The sequence below is a fragment of the Rhodosalinus halophilus genome (genome assembly GCF_003298775.1).
Taxonomy (GTDB): domain Bacteria; phylum Pseudomonadota; class Alphaproteobacteria; order Rhodobacterales; family Rhodobacteraceae; genus Rhodosalinus; species Rhodosalinus halophilus.
In genome coordinates, this window is record NZ_QNTQ01000008.1 from 255,633 (window position 1) to 273,442 (window position 17,810).

At 70.2% G+C, this 17,810-nt stretch carries 18 protein-coding genes and 1 tRNA gene; 12 read left to right on the plus strand and 7 right to left on the minus strand.

Going from position 1 to position 17,810, the window contains the following annotated elements:
• Positions 1 to 24: 24 nt before the first annotated feature.
• Complete coding sequence (locus tag DRV85_RS10660) at positions 25 to 612, minus strand: lytic transglycosylase domain-containing protein (RefSeq protein ID WP_113289436.1); 588 nt, start codon at positions 610 to 612, stop codon at positions 25 to 27.
• Between the two features lie 131 nt (positions 613 to 743).
• Here DRV85_RS10660 and ssb point away from each other — a divergent pair, with 131 nt between their 5' ends.
• The gene (ssb, locus tag DRV85_RS10665) at positions 744 to 1,232 is read left to right on the plus strand and encodes a single-stranded DNA-binding protein (protein WP_113289437.1); all 489 of its coding nucleotides are present in this window, start codon (positions 744 to 746) and stop codon (positions 1,230 to 1,232) included.
• Positions 1,233 to 1,515: 283 nt separating this feature from the next.
• Positions 1,516 to 2,598, plus strand: coding sequence for a site-2 protease family protein (locus tag DRV85_RS10670; RefSeq protein WP_113289438.1), 1,083 nt, complete (start codon positions 1,516 to 1,518; stop codon positions 2,596 to 2,598).
• A gap of 145 nt (positions 2,599 to 2,743) precedes the next feature.
• Here DRV85_RS10670 and aroB read toward each other — a convergent pair whose 3' ends face one another.
• Positions 2,744 to 3,859 (minus strand): 3-dehydroquinate synthase, encoded by a 1,116-nt coding sequence (gene aroB, locus DRV85_RS10675; RefSeq protein WP_113289439.1) that lies wholly within the window; start codon positions 3,857 to 3,859, stop codon positions 2,744 to 2,746.
• On the minus strand, positions 3,856 to 4,401 hold the full coding sequence (locus DRV85_RS10680; RefSeq protein WP_113289440.1) for a shikimate kinase: 546 nt from the start codon (positions 4,399 to 4,401) through the stop codon (positions 3,856 to 3,858). Before DRV85_RS10680 ends, aroB begins: the two co-directional genes overlap by 4 nt.
• A 121-nt stretch (positions 4,402 to 4,522) precedes the next feature.
• On the opposite strand from DRV85_RS10680, the gene DRV85_RS19385 reads away from it, so the two are divergent.
• From DRV85_RS19385 to DRV85_RS10705, 6 genes are all read left to right on the plus strand, one after another.
• Complete coding sequence (locus DRV85_RS19385; RefSeq protein ID WP_199525899.1) at positions 4,523 to 4,672, plus strand: hypothetical protein; 150 nt, start codon at positions 4,523 to 4,525, stop codon at positions 4,670 to 4,672.
• Entirely contained in the window at positions 4,662 to 6,212 is a 1,551-nt protein-coding gene (locus DRV85_RS10685; RefSeq protein ID WP_233495475.1) for a hypothetical protein, read from the plus strand. The genes DRV85_RS19385 and DRV85_RS10685 overlap by 11 nt, the downstream gene beginning before the upstream one ends.
• Positions 6,209 to 7,141, plus strand: coding sequence for a tyrosine recombinase (locus DRV85_RS10690; RefSeq protein ID WP_113289441.1), 933 nt, complete (start codon positions 6,209 to 6,211; stop codon positions 7,139 to 7,141). The genes DRV85_RS10685 and DRV85_RS10690 overlap by 4 nt, the downstream gene beginning before the upstream one ends.
• A 56-nt stretch (positions 7,142 to 7,197) precedes the next feature.
• Entirely contained in the window at positions 7,198 to 8,514 is a 1,317-nt protein-coding gene (locus DRV85_RS10695; RefSeq protein WP_113289442.1) for an HlyC/CorC family transporter, read from the plus strand.
• A 291-nt stretch (positions 8,515 to 8,805) separates the two neighbouring features.
• A complete protein-coding gene (locus tag DRV85_RS10700) occupies positions 8,806 to 11,214 on the plus strand; it encodes a GcvT family protein (protein WP_113289443.1) in 2,409 nt (802 codons plus the stop codon).
• 103 nt (positions 11,215 to 11,317) lie between these two features.
• Positions 11,318 to 11,911: a nucleotidyltransferase family protein gene (locus DRV85_RS10705; protein WP_113289444.1), complete on the plus strand. Its 594-nt coding sequence runs from the start codon at positions 11,318 to 11,320 to the stop codon at positions 11,909 to 11,911.
• A gap of 3 nt (positions 11,912 to 11,914) precedes the next feature.
• On the opposite strand, the gene grxD is transcribed toward DRV85_RS10705, so the two are convergent.
• The 4 genes from grxD to DRV85_RS10725 form a co-directional block, all read right to left on the minus strand.
• On the minus strand, positions 11,915 to 12,277 hold the full coding sequence (gene grxD, locus DRV85_RS10710) for a Grx4 family monothiol glutaredoxin (RefSeq protein ID WP_113289515.1): 363 nt from the start codon (positions 12,275 to 12,277) through the stop codon (positions 11,915 to 11,917).
• Positions 12,278 to 12,550: 273 nt separating this feature from the next.
• Positions 12,551 to 12,793 (minus strand): BolA/IbaG family iron-sulfur metabolism protein, encoded by a 243-nt coding sequence (locus tag DRV85_RS10715; RefSeq protein WP_113289445.1) that lies wholly within the window; start codon positions 12,791 to 12,793, stop codon positions 12,551 to 12,553.
• 80 nt (positions 12,794 to 12,873) lie between these two features.
• A complete protein-coding gene (locus DRV85_RS10720; RefSeq protein ID WP_113289446.1) occupies positions 12,874 to 13,344 on the minus strand; it encodes a disulfide bond formation protein B in 471 nt (156 codons plus the stop codon).
• Complete coding sequence (locus DRV85_RS10725; RefSeq protein WP_113289447.1) at positions 13,341 to 13,919, minus strand: YqaA family protein; 579 nt, start codon at positions 13,917 to 13,919, stop codon at positions 13,341 to 13,343. The genes DRV85_RS10720 and DRV85_RS10725 overlap by 4 nt, the downstream gene beginning before the upstream one ends.
• 106 nt (positions 13,920 to 14,025) lie before the next feature.
• On the opposite strand from DRV85_RS10725, the gene DRV85_RS10730 reads away from it, so the two are divergent.
• From DRV85_RS10730 to DRV85_RS10745, 4 genes are all read left to right on the plus strand, one after another.
• A tRNA-Leu gene (locus DRV85_RS10730) sits at positions 14,026 to 14,110 on the plus strand.
• Between the two features lie 474 nt (positions 14,111 to 14,584).
• Positions 14,585 to 15,562 carry an ABC transporter substrate-binding protein gene (locus DRV85_RS10735; protein ID WP_113289448.1) on the plus strand — a complete coding sequence of 326 codons (978 nt, stop codon included), beginning with the start codon at positions 14,585 to 14,587 and terminating at the stop codon, positions 15,560 to 15,562.
• A gap of 114 nt (positions 15,563 to 15,676) precedes the next feature.
• A complete protein-coding gene (locus DRV85_RS10740; protein ID WP_113289449.1) occupies positions 15,677 to 16,714 on the plus strand; it encodes an ABC transporter permease in 1,038 nt (345 codons plus the stop codon).
• 10 nt (positions 16,715 to 16,724) lie between these two features.
• The gene (locus tag DRV85_RS10745) at positions 16,725 to 17,804 is read left to right on the plus strand and encodes a quaternary amine ABC transporter ATP-binding protein (protein ID WP_113289450.1); all 1,080 of its coding nucleotides are present in this window, start codon (positions 16,725 to 16,727) and stop codon (positions 17,802 to 17,804) included.
• Positions 17,805 to 17,810 lie beyond the last annotated feature (6 nt).

A 17,810-nucleotide genomic window follows, 5' to 3' on the forward strand; every position in this document is an offset into this window, starting at 1 on the left:
GCGGCGAGGCGGGCGTGCCTCGCCTCAGCGCCCCAGGATCACGCGCACATAGGCCTGCGTCTCGTCGTAGGGCGGCACGCCGCCATGCCTGCGCACCGCCTCGGGGCCGGCGTTGTAGGCCGCCAGCGCCAGGCGCCAGTCGCGGAAGGCGCGATACTGCTGCGCCAGATAGCGCGCGCCGCCGTCGAGATTCTGCCGCGGATCGTCGGCGTCGACGCCCAGCAGCCGCGCGGTGCCCGGCATCAGCTGCGCCAGTCCCCGCGCCCCCTTGTGCGAAACGGCCCTCGGGTTCCAGCCCGATTCCTGCTGCACGAGCCGCAGAAAGATGTTCTCGGGCACGCCGTGCCGGCGCGCCGCCGCCTTGGCGACCGCCAGCCACTCGCCCCGGTAGCGGCCGTCGAAATCCGGAGCGTTGCCCCATTTCGTCGGCACCTCGGCGCGGGGCGGCTGCAGACGCACCGAGTTGCGGTATTGCTGCGCCGCGCGGCTGTCCAGCACCTCGGTCTGCGAGCGAAAAAGATGCGCGCGGCTCTTCGACGACAGAACGTCGGCCGGCGCTGCGGCCGGCGCGGCCAGCGCGGCTGCAGCCAGCGTGGCGAGAAGTCCCTTCATCCGTCCCGTCCCGTTGCCTGGGCTGGCAGGACTATAGCCGCGCACGGGCGCGCAGGCCAGCCGCGTGTTTTTGGCTTTCCTTAACCACGCTGCGGTGATGTAACGGGGCGCGACGGACGACGGAGGGACGCATGGCAGGCTCGGTGAACAAGGTCATCCTGATCGGCAATCTGGGCGCCGACCCGGAGGTGCGCAGCTTTCCCAACGGCGGCAAGGTCTGCAGCCTGCGCGTCGCCACCTCGGAAACCTGGCGGGATCGCAACACCGGCGAGCGCCGCGAAAAGACCGAATGGCATCGGGTCGAGATCTACGCCGAGCCGCTGGTGCGCGTGGCCGAGCAATATCTGCGCAAGGGCTCCAAGGTCTATCTCGAGGGCCAGCTCGAGACCCGCAAGTGGCAGGACCAGTCCGGACAGGACCGCTACACCACCGAGGTGGCGCTGCGGCCCTACCGGTCCGAGCTTACGATGCTCGACAGCCGCGGTGGCGGCGGGGGCGGCGGCGATTACGCCGGCGGCGGCGGGGGCTACGGCGGCGGGCGCTCCGGCCCGCCCGACGACGGCGGCTTCGGCGGCGGCGGCGGCGGCGCGCGCGATTACGACGACGAGATCCCGTTCTAGCGGGAGGGGCCGGCCGGGCCGGACGCAGAGCCCCCAGCGCGTCCGGCGCCCCGATGCCGATGCCGGCGCCCCGCATCGGGAGATCGCACGGCACACCTCATGCGCGCGCGACCGCGGCGGCGGAGCCATCCCGTGCTTCCTCTTGCCCGAAATACCCTCGGGGGGGGGGTGAGCGCGCGGCACGCGCGAGGGGGCAGACGCCCCCCTGCGGCGGATGGCACAGGCGCGTCGGTCGCCGCTGCGCGGCCTTCCCCTTTCCGGACGCAGCCCCTAGATCACCTGCATGACGTGGTCCTTCTCCATCGGCCGGCTCTTCGGCTCCGAACTCCGGGTGCATGCCACCTTCTTCCTGCTGCTGCTCTGGGTGGGGCTCGTGGCCTATCTCGAGGGCGGCGTGCCCGCGGCGGCCGAGAACGTGCTCTTCGTCGCCGCGCTCTTCGCCTGCGTCGTCGCGCATGAGTTCGGGCACGCGCTCACCGCCCGGCGCTACGGCATCAAGACCCCCGACATCACGCTCTTGCCGATCGGCGGTCTCGCCCGTCTCGAATCGATGCCGGAGAAGCCCCGGCAGGAGATCCTGGTCGCGCTCGCCGGGCCGGCCGTGAACGTCGTGATCTGGGCCGCGCTGGTGCTGATCCTCGGCGCCCAAACCTGGGCCGCCTCGCTCGAGAACCTCGCCGATCCCGAGACCAGCTTTCTCGCCCGCCTGGCGGCGGTGAACCTCTTTCTCGCCGTCTTCAACCTGCTTCCCGCCTTCCCGATGGACGGCGGGCGGGTGTTCCGCGCCGCGCTGTCGCTCGTCACCGACCGGCTGCGCGCCACCCAGATCGCGGCGGCGGCGGGTCAGGTGCTGGCCTTCGCGCTGGGGTTGCTGGGCCTCGTCGGCGGCAACCCGGTGCTTCTGCTCATCGCCTTCTTCGTCTTCATCGCCGCCGGGGCGGAGTCCAACGACGTGGCGATGCGCGAACTCGCCCGCCGGATGCGCGCGCGCGACGCCATGATCACCACCTTCGACAGCCTCTCGCCCGAAGACACCATCGGGGCCGCCGGCCAGGCCCTCATCCGCACGACGCAGGGGGAATTCCCGGTGCTCGACGCGGAGGGTCGCCTGCTCGGCGTGCTCACGCGCAACGCGATCTTCCGCGAGAGCGCCGAGGGCAACAACACCCGCCGCGTCGCCGAAGCGATGGAGACGGACATCCCCTCGGTGAGCCTCGCCACCGGGCTCGAGACGGTTTTCGACGCGATGTATCGGCAGAACGCCTCGGCGGTCGCCGTGGTCCGCGAGGGCGGCCATCTGATCGGCTACATCACCCGCGAGAACCTCGGCGAGCTCATGGTGCTCAACGGGCGGCGCGGCCGCTAGGGCGTGTTGCGTTCAAACGGAAACACTTCGACGACGGGCGCGCGACCGCCCGGGTGGGCGCGGAACGCGCCCGCCTTGGGGGCGGGCGGGCGCGTGCCCGTCGCGGACGCGACGGGCAGGTGAATCCGACCCGCCGCAACATGCTCTAGCGCGCGGCCAGCGCGTCCTCGAGCAGCGCGCGCAGCGGCGCGGCGGGAACCTCGTCGGAGACGAAGGCCTGCCCCACCCCGCGTGCGAGGATGAAGCGCAGCCGCCCGTCCACCACCTTCTTGTCCTGCGCCATCAGCGCCAGGAGCCCCTCCGCGTCCGGCAGCGGACCGGGGATGTCGGCGAGATCCGTGACCATCCCCATCTCGCGGAAATGCGCGCGCACCCGCGACGGCGCCTCCTGCGCGCAGAGCCCCAGCCGCGCGGACAGCTCGAAGGCCAGGACACAGCCGGCCGAGACGCCCTCGCCGTGCAGCAAGCGCTCGGAATAGCCGGTCGCCGCCTCCAGCGCATGGCCGAAGGTGTGGCCCAGATTGAGCAGCGCGCGCTCTCCGGTCTCGGTCTCGTCGCGCGCCACGATCGCGGCCTTCATCGCGCAGGACCGGCGCACCGCCTCGATGCGCGCGGCCGTGTCGCCCGCGGCGATCCCGGGTCCGTTGCGCTCGAGCCAGGCGAAGAAGCGCTCGTCGCCCAGAAGCCCGTATTTCGCAACCTCGGCATAGCCCGCCAGCAGGTCGCGCCGCGGCAGCGTCTCGAGCGCCGCGATGTCGGCCAGCACCAGGCTCGGCTGGTGGAAGGCGCCGACGAGGTTCTTGCCGTGGGCGGTGTTGATCCCGGTCTTGCCGCCCACCGAACTGTCCACCTGCGCAAGCAGCGTGGTGGGCAGCTGCACGAAGCGCACGCCGCGGCGCAGGATCGCCGCGGCGAAGCCCGCCAGATCGCCAATCACCCCGCCGCCGAGCGCGAGGATCATGTCGCGCCGCTCGACCCGCTCGGCCAGCAGCCATTCGACCACCTCGCGCAGCTGCTCCCAGCTCTTGGTGCCCTCCCCCGGCGGCAGGTCCAGGCGTCGCGCGGCGATGCCCGCCGCGCCGAGCCCCGCCTCGAGCGTGTCCCAGTGCAGCGCCGCCACCGCGGCGTCCGCCACGACCCAGACGCGCGGACGGGCGAGCAGCGGCGCCACCTCCCGGCCCGCCTGCGCCAGAAGACCCGCGCCGATGCGTATGTCGTAGCTCCGCGCGCCAAGCTCCACCCGCAACGTCTCGACCGTCATCGCGCCTCCAGCACATCGGGCCGCGTCAGCAACGCGGCGATCACCCGCTCGGTGGTCTCCTCGATGGAGCAGGCGGGCCCTGCCTCCACGATCAGATCGGCCTGCGCATAGGCCGGCGCGCGCTCGGCCAGCAACCGCTCGAGCGTGGCCCTCGGATCGGGCGTGCGCAACAGCGGGCGCGTGTCCTTGTGGCGAACCCGTGCCCAGAGCACCTCGGCGTCCACCCTGAGCCAGACCGCCACACCGCGCGCCCGGATCGCCGCGCGGTTCGCCTCGGACAGGAAGACGCCGCCGCCGGTGGAGAGCACACAGGGCCGACCGGCCAGCAGCCGCCGAAGCACCTGGCTCTCCTTGGCGCGGAAGAAGGCCTCGCCGTCGCGCGCGAAGATCTCGGCCACGGTCAGATTGGCCGCCGCCTCGATCTCGGCGTCCGAATCGAGGAAGGGCACACCGAGACGCTGTGCCACGGCGCGGCCGACCGCGGTCTTGCCCGCGCCCATCATGCCCACCATCGCCACCGTCTTCTTCAGATGCCAGCCCATGCGCGCCCGTCTCGGCCGTCCTTCGCCCAAAATGTCGATCGCAGCGCCTGAATGACGTGAACTCGCGGCAAAGGCCATATATAAGCTTGGGAAAAGAGGCGGAACGGGCAGCGGGGCAGCGATGTGGCGTATTCTCAAGTGGCTGTTCTATCTGGCGGTGCTGGGAGCGGTCGCGCTGGTGATCTACGCCTATGTCGGGCCCTACTTCGGCGCCGATTTCTCCGCTCCGAGCGAGGAGGTCCGCACGCCGGTGCAGATCGATGTGGAATAGGCGCGCCCCGATCGCCGCGACGGCGCTGATCGCGGCGCTGCTCGCAGGGCCCCTGCCCGGGCAGGAGGACGGAGGCGCGCCGCTCTCGGCGATCGAGTGGCTCGAACGGCAGGCGGCGGGCGCGGTCCCGCTTCGGCCGGACCCGGCCGAGCCGCCCGTGGCCAACACCGCCGACGTGCCGGAAGTGAGCGTGCGCCCGCTGGAGACCGGGCCGATGGCCGACGCCGTGGGGCTGTTGCCCCCCTCCGTCACGGGCTTCCCGCAGACGCTCTGGCAGGAAAGCCGCGCGGCAGAGCTCGCGCGCCGCGTCGCGGCGCAGCGCGTGGAGGGACAGCCGGCGATGCAGGCGCTGCTCTACTCGCTGCTTCTGGCCGAGGCGCTGCCGCCAGCCGACGCTGGGCGAGAGGCGCGCCTGTTGCAGGCCCGCCTCGACAAGCTGGCCGAACTCGGCGCGGTCGAGCCTGCGGAGGCGCTGATCGCCCGCGCGGGACCCGAGACGCCCGCGCTCTTCGCGCGCTGGTTCGACCTGTCGCTGCTTCTGGGCGACACGAGCGAGGCCTGCACCGCGATGCGGGCGGACATGCATCTTTCGGAGCGGCTCGGGCCGCGCGTGTTCTGCCTCGCGCGCGCGGGCAACTGGGCCGAGGCGGCCATGGTTCTGGACACGGCGCGCGCGATCGGCGCGATCGAGGAGCCCGTGGGCGATCTGCTCGCGCGCTTTCTCGACCCGGAGGCCGCCAGCGGCCCCGAACTCGCCCCTTCGCGCGATCCCACGGCGCTGGAGTTCAGGCTGCGCGAGGCCATCGGCGCGCCGCTGCCGACCTCCGCGCTGCCCCTTCGCTTCGCGGTCACGGCGCTCGGCGGCGACGCGGGCTGGCGGGCCGAGATCGAAGCCGCCGAGCGGCTGGCGCGTCACGGCGCGATCTCGGAAAACCGCCTGCTGGGCATCTACACGCAGCGCGCGCCGGCCGCTTCGGGCGGCGTCTGGGACAGGGTGGCGGCCGTTCAGCGACTCGATGCCGCGCTCGCGCGTGGCGATGCGGGTGCTCCGGGCCGCGCCCTCGTCGAGGTCTGGCCGCTGATGCGGGCGGCCGGGCTGGAGGTGCCGCTCGCGCGGCTCTTCGGCGCCGAACTGGCCGCGCTCGGGCTCGACGGCAAGGCCGGCGAGATCGCCTTCGAGGCGGCGCTGCTGTCGCCCGACTACGAGCGTCTCGCACGGGAGCTGCCCGCGGAAACGCCGCAGGCGCGTTTTCTCGCCGCGCTCGCTGCGGGCACGCCGGGCCGGGCCGAGGCGCCGGACGCACGCGCCGAGGCCATCGCCGAGGGCTTCGCCGCCGCGCCCCCGCCCGAGCTCGCCCGCATGATCGAGGCGGACCGGCTGGGCGAGGCGATCCTGCGGGGGATGGAGCTCTATGCCTCGGGGCGGGCGGGCGATCTGCCCGATCTCGCGGCCGCGCTCGCCACCTTCCGCACCGTGGGGCTGGAGGACACGGCGCGCCGGGCGGGCATAGAGGCGATGCTGCTGGGCCGGGGGCGATGACGGACGCGCGCTGGATCTCGGCCTTTCTCGAGGCGCAGGCGGCCGAGGCCGGCGCCGCGGAGAACACGCGCCTGGGCTACGGCCGCGACCTCGCCCATTTCGCCGGCTGGCTGGAACGTAGCGGCAAGACGCTCGCTGCGGCCGGCCGCGCGGAGATCGAGGGTTATCTCGCCGATTGCGAGGCGGACGGGCTGGCGCAGGCGACCCGCGCGCGTCGGCTTTCGGCCATCCGGCAGCTCTATCGCTTCGCCTTTTCCGAGGGCTGGCGCGACGACGACCCGGCAGCGCCGCTGCGCGGCCCGGGCAAGCCGCGCACGCTGCCCGGCACCCTCGCCCATGCGGAGGTGGACGCGCTGCTCGCCGCGGCCGAGGCGCATGGCCGCGATGCGGCCGAGCGCGCGCGCACGCATTGCCTGATGCAGCTTCTCTATGCCACCGGCATGCGCGTGAGCGAACTGGTGGCGCTGCCGGTCGAGGCTGCGCGGGGCGATCCGCGCATGCTGCTCGTGCGCGGCAAGGGAGGGCGTGAACGCATGGTGCCGCTCTCGCCGCCGGCCCGCGCCGCGCTGGCCGACTGGCTGCCGATCCGCGACGCGGCCGAGGAGACGGCCGCGCGCGCCGCGCGCCGGCCGCCGTCGCGCTTTCTCTTTCCCTCGCGGGGCAAGGCGGGGCATCTGACGCGTCACCGCTTCTGGGGCATCGTCAAGGAACTGGCCGCCACCGCCGGGATCGACCCGGCGCGGGTGTCGCCCCACACGCTGCGCCACGCCTTCGCCACCCATCTGCTCGAGGGCGGCGCGGATCTGCGCGCGATCCAGACCCTGCTCGGCCATGCCGACCTCTCGACCACGGAAATCTACACGCATGTGCTCGAAGAGCGGCTGCGCGCGCTGGTGCACGCGCACCACCCGCTCGCCCGCGAGACTTGATCGGCGCGCCTGCGCTTCCCATAACCCTTTCGTTTCGGACAAACACGGACCCCTTCATGGACCCCTCGCAAACCGCAGTCGACGGCGCCCCCTGGCTGATCGCCGGATCGATCCTTTTGTTGCTGGTGCTCTCCGGCTTCTTCTCGGGCTCGGAGACGGCGCTCACCGCCGCCTCGCGCGGCAAGCTGCGCTCGCAGGCCGACAAGGGCTCGAAGGGCGCGGCGCTGGCGCTGAAGATCACCGAGGACAACGAGCGGCTGATCGGCTCCGTGCTGCTGGGCAACAACCTGGTCAACATCCTCGCCGCGTCGCTCGCCACGGCGCTCTTCACCCAGCTCTTCGGCGAGTCGGGCGTTGCGCTCGCCACGCTGGTGATGACGCTGCTGGTGCTGATCTTCGCCGAGGTGCTGCCCAAGACCTACGCGATCACCAACGCCGAGACCGCGGCCTCGCTCGTCGCGCCGGTCATCCGCGTGGTGGTGCAGGTGTTCTCGCCCATCGTCTCCGCCGTGCGGCTCTTCGTGCGCGGCGTGCTGCGACTCTTCGGCGTGCGCACGGACCCCGACAGCCACATCCTCGCCGTGCGCGAGGAGATCGTGGGCGCGCTGCAGCTGGGCCACGCCGAAGGCGCGGTCGAGAAGGAGGACCGCGACCGCATCCTCGGCGCGCTCGATCTTTCCGAACGCACGGTGGAAGAGATCATGCTGCACCGCTCGCGCATCGAGATGATCGACGCGGACGCGGAACCGGCCGAGATCCTGCGCCAGTGCCTGGAAAGCAGCCACACCCGCCTGCCGGTCTTTCAGGGCGACCCCGAGAACATCGTCGGCGTGATCCACGCCAAGGATCTGCTGCGCGCGCTCTATCGCCGGATGGAGGCCACCGAGCGCGAGGTGACGCTCGCGCAAGTGCTGGCCGAGTTCGATCTCTCCGAAGTGGCGATGGAACCCTACTTCATCCCCGACACCACGACGCTCGACGAGCAGATGCGCCAGTTCCTGCGCCGCCGCACGCATTTCGCGCTGGTGGTGGACGAATACGGCTCGCTCGAGGGGCTGATCACGCTCGAGGACATCCTCGAGGAGATCGTGGGCGAAATCACCGACGAGTTCGACCCCGATGCCGATCATCCGATCCGCAAGGCCGAGGACGGGCAGTTCCTGGTCGACGGCGCCATGACGATCCGCGACCTCAACCGCGCCACCGACTGGAACCTGCCCGACGAGGAGGCCAACACCGTGGCCGGCCTTGTGATCCACGAGGCGCAGACCATCCCCACGGTGGGCCAGGTCTTTTCCTTCCACGGCTTCCGCTTCGAGGTCGCGGGACGCAAGGACAACCGGATCACCCGTCTGAAGATCCGGCCGCTCTGAGCGATCCTGCGGCGCGGCCTTGCGGCCGCACGTCCTCTGGCACTTCGTGCGGGCGAGGGGCGCTGCCCCTCGCGCTCCCCGGGATATTTGACACAAGGAGAAGCAAGGGGAGGCGGTGCCGGCTCCTTCTTCTTGGCGCAAGTATCCCGGGGGAGTCGCGCGCGCCGGCGCGCGACGGGGCCAGCGCACCGGCCCCGGCCGGATCCGGGAGCGACATGGAGTGTCGCCTGGGGACTTGTCAGACGCTGCCCCGCACCCGAGTGTGCCACGGAAACCTGTCGGAGGGATCTCATGAGGACCACCACCCGTGTCGCGGTGATCGGCGGCGGCGTCGTCGGCGCGAGCGTGCTCTATCACCTGACCAGGCTCGGCTGGAGCGACGTGATGCTGATCGAGCGCTCCGAGCTCACCTCCGGCTCGACCTGGCACGCGGCGGGGGGCTTTCACACGCTCAACGGCGACACCAACATGGCGGCGCTGCAGGGCTACACGATCCGGCTCTACAAGGAGCTCGAGGAGCTCACGGGCCTCTCCTGCGGGCTGCATCACGTGGGCGGCGTGACGCTCGCCGAGGACCGGGACCGCTTCGACATGCTGCTCGCCGAGCGGGCGAAGCACCGCTACATGGGGCTCGACACCCACATCGTCGGGCCGGAGGAGATCCGGCAGATCGCGCCCATCACCAACACCGAGGGGATCGTGGGCGGGCTCTACGACCCGCTTGACGGGCATCTCGACCCCTCGGGCACCACCCACGCCTACGCCAAGGCCGCCCGGATGGCGGGGGCGGAGGTGGTCACCCACTGCATGGTGCGCGAGACCAACCAGCGCGCCGACGGCACCTGGGACGTGGTGACCGACAAGGGCACGATCCACGCCGAGCACGTGGTCAACGCCGCCGGGCTCTGGGCGCGCGAGGTGGGGGAGATGGCGGGGATCTACTTCCCGCTCCACCCGATGGAGCACCAGTACGTCGTCACCGACGAGGTGCCCGAGATCTACGAGCGCGACCGCGAGCATCCGCATGTCATGGACCCGGCGGGCGAGAGCTATCTGCGCCAGGAGGGCCGCGGGCTCTGCATCGGCTTCTACGAGCAGCGCGCGAAGCCCTGGGCGGTGGACGGCACGCCGTGGGACTTCGGGCACGAGCTTCTGCCCGACGATCTCGACAAGATCTCCGACAGCATCGAATTCGCCTACCGCCGCTTCCCGGTGCTGGAGCGCGCCGGGGTCAAGAGCGTGATCCACGGCCCCTTCACCTTCGCCCCCGACGGCAACCCGCTCGTCGGGCCGGTGCCCGGCGTGCGCAACTACTGGGCCGCCGTGGGCGTCATGGCGGGGTTTTCGCAGGGCGGCGGCGTGGGGCTCATGCTCGCGCAGTGGATGGTCGAGGGCGAATGCGAGCGCGACACCTTCGCCATGGACGTCGCGCGCTACGGCGACTGGATCACGCCGGGCTACACGCGGCCCAAGGTCGTCGAGAACTATCAGAAGCGCTTCTCCGTCGCCTACCCGAACGAGGAGCTGCCCGCCGCGCGGCCCTTCCGGCAGACGCCGATGTACGACGTCTTCGACGCGATGGGCGCCGTCTGGGGGCACCAGTACGGGCTGGAGGTCGTCAACTACTTCGCGACAGGCGACGAGCCGCGGTTCGAGACGCCGAGCTTCCGCCGCTCGAACGCCTGGGAGGCGACGCGGCGCGAGGTGCAGGCGGTGCGCGGCGCCGTCGGCATCAACGAAACGCACAACTTCGGCAAGTACCGCGTGGCGGGGCCGAAGGCGCGCGCCTGGCTCGACCGGATCATGGCCGGTCGCATCCCCGCGCCGGGGCGGCTCGCGCTCACGCCGATGCTCTCGCCCAAGGGCCGGCTCTGGGGCGATTTCACCGTCTCCTGCATAGACGAAGAGACCTTCCAGCTGACGGCGAGCTACGGCGCGCAGGCCTTCCACATGCGCTGGTTCCTGCAAAACATGGAAGAGGGCGTGACGGTCGAGAACGTCTCTGACCGCGTCACCGGCTTCCAGATCGCGGGGCCCAAGGCGCGCGAGGTTCTGCAGTCGGTCACGCGCAGCGACATTTCCGACATGCGGTTTCTGGATGTGCGGCATCTGACTCTGGGCATGGCGGACTGTCTCGTGCAGCGGGTCAGCTACACCGGCGATCTGGGCTACGAGATCTTCTGCGACCCGATGGTGCAGCGCGCGCTCTGGACGACGCTGTGGGAGGCGGGACGCCCGCACGGCATGAAGCCCTTCGGCATGCGCGCGATGATGTCGCTGCGGCTCGATCGTTTCTTCGGCTCCTGGGGGGCGGAATACTCGCCCGACTACACCGCGGCGGAGACGGGCCTCGACCGTTTCATCTCGTGGAAGAAGAACGTCGATTTCGTCGGGCGCGAAGCTGCCGAGCGGGAACGCAGGAACGGCGCCGCACGCACGCTCCGGCCCTTCGAGGTGGATGCGCTGGATGCCGATGTGCACGCCTACGAGCCGATCTGGATCGGGGGCGAGGTCAAGGGGTTCTGCACCTCGGGCGGCTATTCGCACCATGCCGACACGGCGGTCGCTCTGGGACTGATCCCTGCGGAGGCGGCGCAGCCGGGTCTCGAGGTCGAGATCGAGATCCTGGGCGAGATGCGGCCCGCACGCATGCTCGAGACACCGCTCTTCGACCCTGACGGCGCCCGCCTGCGGGGCTGAAGCCCCGCAGCCTTGCCGGAACCATCGGGTTGCGACATTCTCCCGCCGGGAAGGCGCTGCGCACGACGCAGCGCCGGCCGAGCGCGAACCGGGGAGCGAGACAATGCCGGACGTGGGGATCCTGATTCCCGCCGCGGGCGCATCCTCCCGCATGGGCGGGCGCGACAAGCTGCTCGAGCCGGTGCTGGGCTTTCCGCTGCTGTCCTTGATCGCGGCCCGGGCGCGCGAGGCCACCCCGGTGGTCTGCGTCGCGCTGCCGGGGAAGGACGGCCCGCGTCACCGGACGATCGCGGGCCTGGACGTCGATTGGGTCGATGTGCCGGACGCCGCAGAGGGCATGGCCGCCTCGCTGCGCGCCGGGCTTGCCGCCATGCCGACGCAGCTCGACGGCGTGATGATCCTGCCCGCCGACATGCCCGAGATCGACGCACCCGACATGCGCGCCCTGATCGACGCCTTCCGCGCCGAGCCCGCGATCTGGCAGGCGACGGCTGAGGATGGCACGCCGGGCCATCCGGTGATCTTTCCCGCGGACCTTCTTGACGAAGTCGCGAAGGTGAAGGGGGACCGGGGCGCCCGAGACGTCCTGGCCGCCCATCCCGACCGGATCAGGCGGCTCGCCCTGCCCGGCCGTCGCGCGCTGATCGACCTCGACACGCCCGAGGATTGGGCGCGCTGGCGCAGAGCGTCGGCCTGAGGCTCAGGCGTTCGCCTCGCGGATCTTCTCGGCGGCCTGCTTGTCGTAGGTCACGCCCTTCTCGTCGAAGAGCTGGTCGAGCTCGCCCGAGAGCGTCATCTCGGTGATGATGTCGCAGCCGCCCACGAACTCGCCCTTCACGTAGAGCTGCGGGATGGTCGGCCAGTCGGAGTAGTCCTTGATGCCCTGCCGGATGTCCTCGTCGGCGAGCACGTTCACGTCGGTGAACTCCACGCCCATGTAGTTCAGCACGCCGGCCACGCGGCTGGAGAAGCCGCACTGCGGCATGGATTTCGTGCCCTTCATGTAGAGCACCACGTCGTTGGACTTCACCAGTTCGTCGATCCGGGTCTTGGTGTCGCTCATCTCCGGTTCTCGCCTCTCGCTGTCGTGGGGCCCCTCGCCCGTGTCATCCGTGTCCTCGTCGGCGGCCTGGTCCGGCGCCGTCTCGCTCTCGTCCGGCTCAGACGCCGGCGGTTCCTCGTAGCTCGGCGCGTCCTCGTTGAACTCGAAGGCCGCGCGCGGATCCTCCGGCTCGTCCAGGTCGCGGCGACGCCGATACTCGTGCACACCCGCGAAGACGAAGACCGAACCGAACGCTGCGAGTATGATCCATGGCAGCCATTCCAGCATGAAACCTCAATCGGGCGCCTTGGTGGTCAGCGCCAATGCATGAAGATCGCCGTGCGAGCCGGCCATCTTTTCCTTGAGCGCGGCATAGACGGCGCGTTGTTGCTGCACCCGGTTCTTGCCGCGAAAACTCTCGTCGATCACCTCGGCGGCGTAGTGGTTACCGTCTCCGGCGAGATCGGTGATGGTGATCCGCGCCTCGGGAAAGGCCGCGCGGATCAGCTCCTCGATCTCCTGCGCCTGCATCGGCATGGGCAAGGCTCTCCATCGTCCGTGTCGGTCGAGACTTAATCTCGCCCCGCGCGGCGCGCAAGGGAGCGGCCGCCGCCCGCTCAGGCACGGTAGGCGCGCGCGGCGGCGGCGATCCAGACGGCGGCCAGCGCGAAGGAAAGCACGGCATTCCAGCCCGCCATGCTCAGCCCCCCGAAGCTCCAGGCGATCTCGTCGCAGCGCACGACCGGCGCGGCCATGATCCGTGCGGCCAGTTCCTCGACCGAGAGCGCGCCGATGTCTCCGCTGCCCGAACAGGTCGCGGGCCCCTGCCACCAGCCCTGCTCGACGCCCACGTGATAGACGCCCAAGCCCCCCGAGGCACCGGCCGCGACCGCCCCGAAGAGCGGCAGCACCGCACCGGGCAGCATGAGCCCCAGCCCGCCGAGCGCCACCGCCGCGGCATGCGGCCAGCGCTGCCACAGGCACAGCGCACAGGGCGCGAGCCCGCCCAGATGCTGGAAGGCGAAGGCGGCCGCGAGCAGCAGCGCGGAGCCGCCGGCGGCGATCAGGATGAGCCGATTGCGCGTCACAGAACCCTCAGAACGGCGAAGCCCCCGAGCAGGAGACCCACGAACAGCGCGAACATAAGGCCCAGACGGCGCTCGATGAAATCACGGATCGGTGCGCCATAGGCGCGCAACAGCGCCGCCACGACGAAAAAGCGCAGGCCCCGCGCCAGCACCGAGGTGACGAGGAAGGTGGCGAGGTTCAGCCCCGTCCATCCGGACATGATGGTGATGACCTTGTAGGGAAAGGGCGTGACGCCCGCGGCCAGCACCGCCCAGAACCCCACGCCGTTGAAGGTCTCGTTGAAGGCGGCCATCGCCTCGTCCTTGCCGAGCGCCTCGAGCACGGGCCGGCCCACCGACTCGTAGGCGAAGGCGCCGATGGCATAACCCGCGAGCCCGCCAAGCACCGACGAGATCAGCGCCACCCCCGCGATCGCCCAGGCGCGCTGCGGCGCCGCCAGGATCATCGGGATCATCAGCACGTCCGGCGGAATCGGAAAGACCGAGCTTTCCGCGAAGGACACGACCGCGAGCACCCAAAGCGCTCGCGGATGCTCCGCCATGCTGAGCGTCCAGTCGTACAGCGCCCGTATCATCCTCACCCGCCCGCAGCCGCCGCCGGCGAAAGACCACGCGGCCGCGCTCCGGTCAACCACCCACCCACTGGACGCCACAGACGCAGGCAGGTAGTGCTGAACGCGTGCCCAAGTGGCGGAATGGTAGACGCAGGGGATTCAAAATCCCCCGGCCTTTGGCCGTGCGAGTTCGAGTCTCGCCTTGGGCACCAGGCATGCATCGGCTCGGGTCGTCCCTGCGCTTATCGACGTCCCCCGGGCCTGCCACGCGCCCGGAGGTCGGGCAGACGCGGTGCATGCTTTTCCGGCGGCGAGCGAGACGGACACGGACCGGACGCGGCCGGCCCCGCGCGTGTGCGAATTACCATGTGCAGTGCCGCCGGTCTGCTGCTCCGGTGCGGGCGAATCGAGGCCGCCTGCCGGCTCTGCGCGGCGTCGCGCGCCCTCCGCAAGGGGCCGCGACATTGGCGCGCAGGTCGAGATTCTTCGGTTCGGCGGTTGATTTCCGAGCGAATTGATAGCACGTTCGCGACGCTGCTGGCCGGAAACCGACATCTCCGGCTGGCCGGGGTGTGTGCGCCGAAGCCCGCGAAAGGGCTCGCGCCAGGATGTGCTGAACGCGCCCGACGGCGCGTCGCGATGAGGCCCCGGAAACTCACGCAAGTGAATGAAAGCGAGGTCACTCGATGAAACGTCTTTGCAAGCTGGCCGCGGTCGCGGGCCTGGCGATGCCGGCCGCCGCGCAGGCGCAGCAGGACTGCGGCGAAGTCTCCATCGCCCAGATGAACTGGGCGGCCGCCAACGTCACCACCGAGATCGCGCAGTTCCTGCTCGAGCAGGGTTACGGCTGCGACGTGGCGCTGGTGCCGTCCGACACGATCCCGGCCGTCACCTCCGTTTCGGAGAACGGCGAGCCGGATGTCGTCACCAACCTGTGGCTCAACTCGGCCGGCGACGCCTATCGCAAGCTCGAAGAGGGCGGCACGATGAAGCGTGTGAACAACGTGCTGGAGCCCGGCGGCGTCGAGGGCTGGTGGATTCCCACCTATCTCGCCGAGGAGCATCCAGAGCTCACGACGATCGAGGGCATCATGGAGAACCCCGAGCTCGTGGGCGGGCGCTTCAACAACTGCCCCGACGGCTGGGGCTGCCGCGTCGTCTCCGACAACCTCGTCGAGGCGCTGGACCTCGAGGAGGCCGGCATCGAGGTGTTCGACCACGGCTCGGGCGAGACCCTCGCCAGCTCGATGGGCTCGGCCTTCGAGGATGAAGAGCCCTGGTTCGGCTACTACTGGGGGCCGACCGTGCCGATGGGCAAATACGACATGACGCGGGTCGATCTGGGCGAGGTCGATGAAGAGATCCACGGCCGCAACCAGAACCCGGACACCGAGAACCCGGGCGTGTCGGACTTCCCCTCGGCGCCGATCCTGACCTCGGTGACGACCGACTTCGCGGAGAACAACCCCGAGGTGACCGAGTTCTTCTCGAACATGAGCTTCGAGACGAGCACGATGAGCAGCCTGCTCGCCTGGCAGGACGAGAACAACGCCTCGGCCGACGAGGTCGCGGCCTACTTCCTGCAGAACTATCAGGACGTCTGGTCCGGCTGGCTGAACGAGGAGGCGCGCGCCAACCTCGCCAACCTGCTCGACCAGGGCTGACCTGCGCGCAGCGCGCATCCGGCGGGGCCTGGGGCACGGGCCCCGCCATTTCATGACTTTCCGTTCAACACCTAGGCGAGGACGGCCGCCGCGCGTGGCCGGGAGAGGACGATCATGGCGACATATGACTGGCTCTTCAGCACGCTCGGCCTCGAGCAGTGGTGCGGCGCGTCCGGCGGCTCCGCGCCGACGTCGCTTTCGGATCTGGCCGCGCAGTCGCGCGGCGAGACGGGCGAGCAGGCGGTGGACATCTGGGAACTGCCCTTCCCGTCGATGGACGCGCTCAACGACGCCTGCCCGGCCTTTCCGCAGTCGCGCGAGCTGACGCTCGGGCTCGAGGAAGGCTTCCTCGACATCAAGGACACGCTGTCGGTCGTGCTCGACCCGATCACGCAGCCGCTGTCATGGGCGCTCGACGCGGCGCTTTACGGTATCCTGAACACGCCGTGGTGGATCGTGATCCCGCTTTTGCTGGCGATCACCTGGGCGGTGTCGCGGTCCTGGGGGCTGCTGGCCTTCGTGGCGGCCTGCATCCTGGGGCTCGCCTTCATCGACCACTATGACTACGCGATGCAGACCCTGGCGATCATCTTCGTCTGCGCTTTCATCTGCGTGCTCTTCGGCGTGCCAATCGGCATCGGGATGTCGCGCTCGGACACCATGCAGAACGCGACGATCCCCATTCTGGACATGCTGCAGACGCTGCCGCCCTTCGTCTATCTGATCCCGCTGATCTTCCTGTTCTCGGTGACCGAGCCCAAGCTCTACGGCATCGCGATCATCCTCTATGCCATCGTGCCGGTGATCCGGCTGACCAACCTCGGCATCCGGATGGTGGACAAGAACGTGATCGAGGCGGCCGACGCCTTCGGCATGACCGACCGGCAGAAGCTCTTCGGCGTGCAGATCCCGCTCGCGCTGCCCAACATCATGGCCGGCGTGAACCAGACGATCATGATGAGCCTCGCCATGGTGGTGATCGCCAGCCTCGTCTCGGCCCCCGGCCTGGGCGTCCTGGTGCTGCGCGGCATCCGCAATCTCGAGCTGGGCGTGGGTCTTGTCGCGGGCCTCGGCATCGTGCTGCTGGCCGTCATTCTCGACCGGGTGACGAAGGCGTCGCTCGCCCGGATCAACGCCACGCACAAGGCGTGAGGAGGCCCCGATGCGCAACGATCGTGACAGCAAGACCACCAAGATCGAGATTCGCCACCTCTACAAGATCTTCGGGCCGCACCCGGAGGCGATGCTCGAGCATGTCCACGCGGGCATGGGCAAGTCGGAGCTGATGGAGACGCATCAGCACGTCCTGGGCCTCAGCGACATCAACGTGGACGTTAAGGAGGGCGACATCACGGTGATGATGGGGCTCTCCGGATCCGGCAAGTCGACGCTGATCCGCCATCTCAACCGGCTGATCGACCCGACCGCGGGCGAGGTGCGCGTGGATGGCGAGAACATCCTCGACTACGACGAGCGGCAGCTGCGCCACCTGCGCCGCAACCGGATGTCGATGGTCTTCCAGAACTTCGCGCTGCTGCCGCACCGCACCGTGCGCGAGAACACCGCGCTCGCGCTCACCGTCCGCGGCGAGTCTCGTGCCGACTACGAGCAGGAGGCGGCGCGCTGGCTCGACCGCGTGGGCCTGGGCGGCAGCGAGGAGCAGTATCCGCATCAGCTCTCGGGCGGCATGCAGCAGCGCGTGGGGCTCGCCCGGGCGCTGGCCTCGAACGCGCCGATCATGCTGATGGACGAGGCCTTCTCGGCGCTCGATCCGCTGATCCGGACCGACATGCAGGATCTTCTGCTCGAGCTGCAGGAAGAGCTGTCGAAGACCGTCGTCTTCATCAGCCACGACCTCGACGAGGCGCTGAAGCTCGCCGATCACCTCGTGATCCTCAAGGACGGCTACGTCGTGCAGCAGGACGAGCCGCAGAGGATCCTGCTCGAGCCGGCCGACGACTACATCGTGGACTTCATCTCGGACATCAATCGCGCACGCGTTCTGCGGGTGCGTTCCGTGATGCGCGCCGAAGGCGAGGCGCGCGGCGGCGTGACCGGAGAGATCGGCCCGGAGGAGACGCTGGAAGAGGTGATCTCGAAGTCCGGCGGGGACACGAGCTGCAGCTTCCTCGTCCAGCAGGACGGCCGCAAGCTGGGCGTGCTCGACATGAACGACGTGATGCGCGCCCTCGTGCCGACCGGGGCCTCCGAGCACGGGCTGCGCTCGCGCGCGAGCGCCTGATCATCC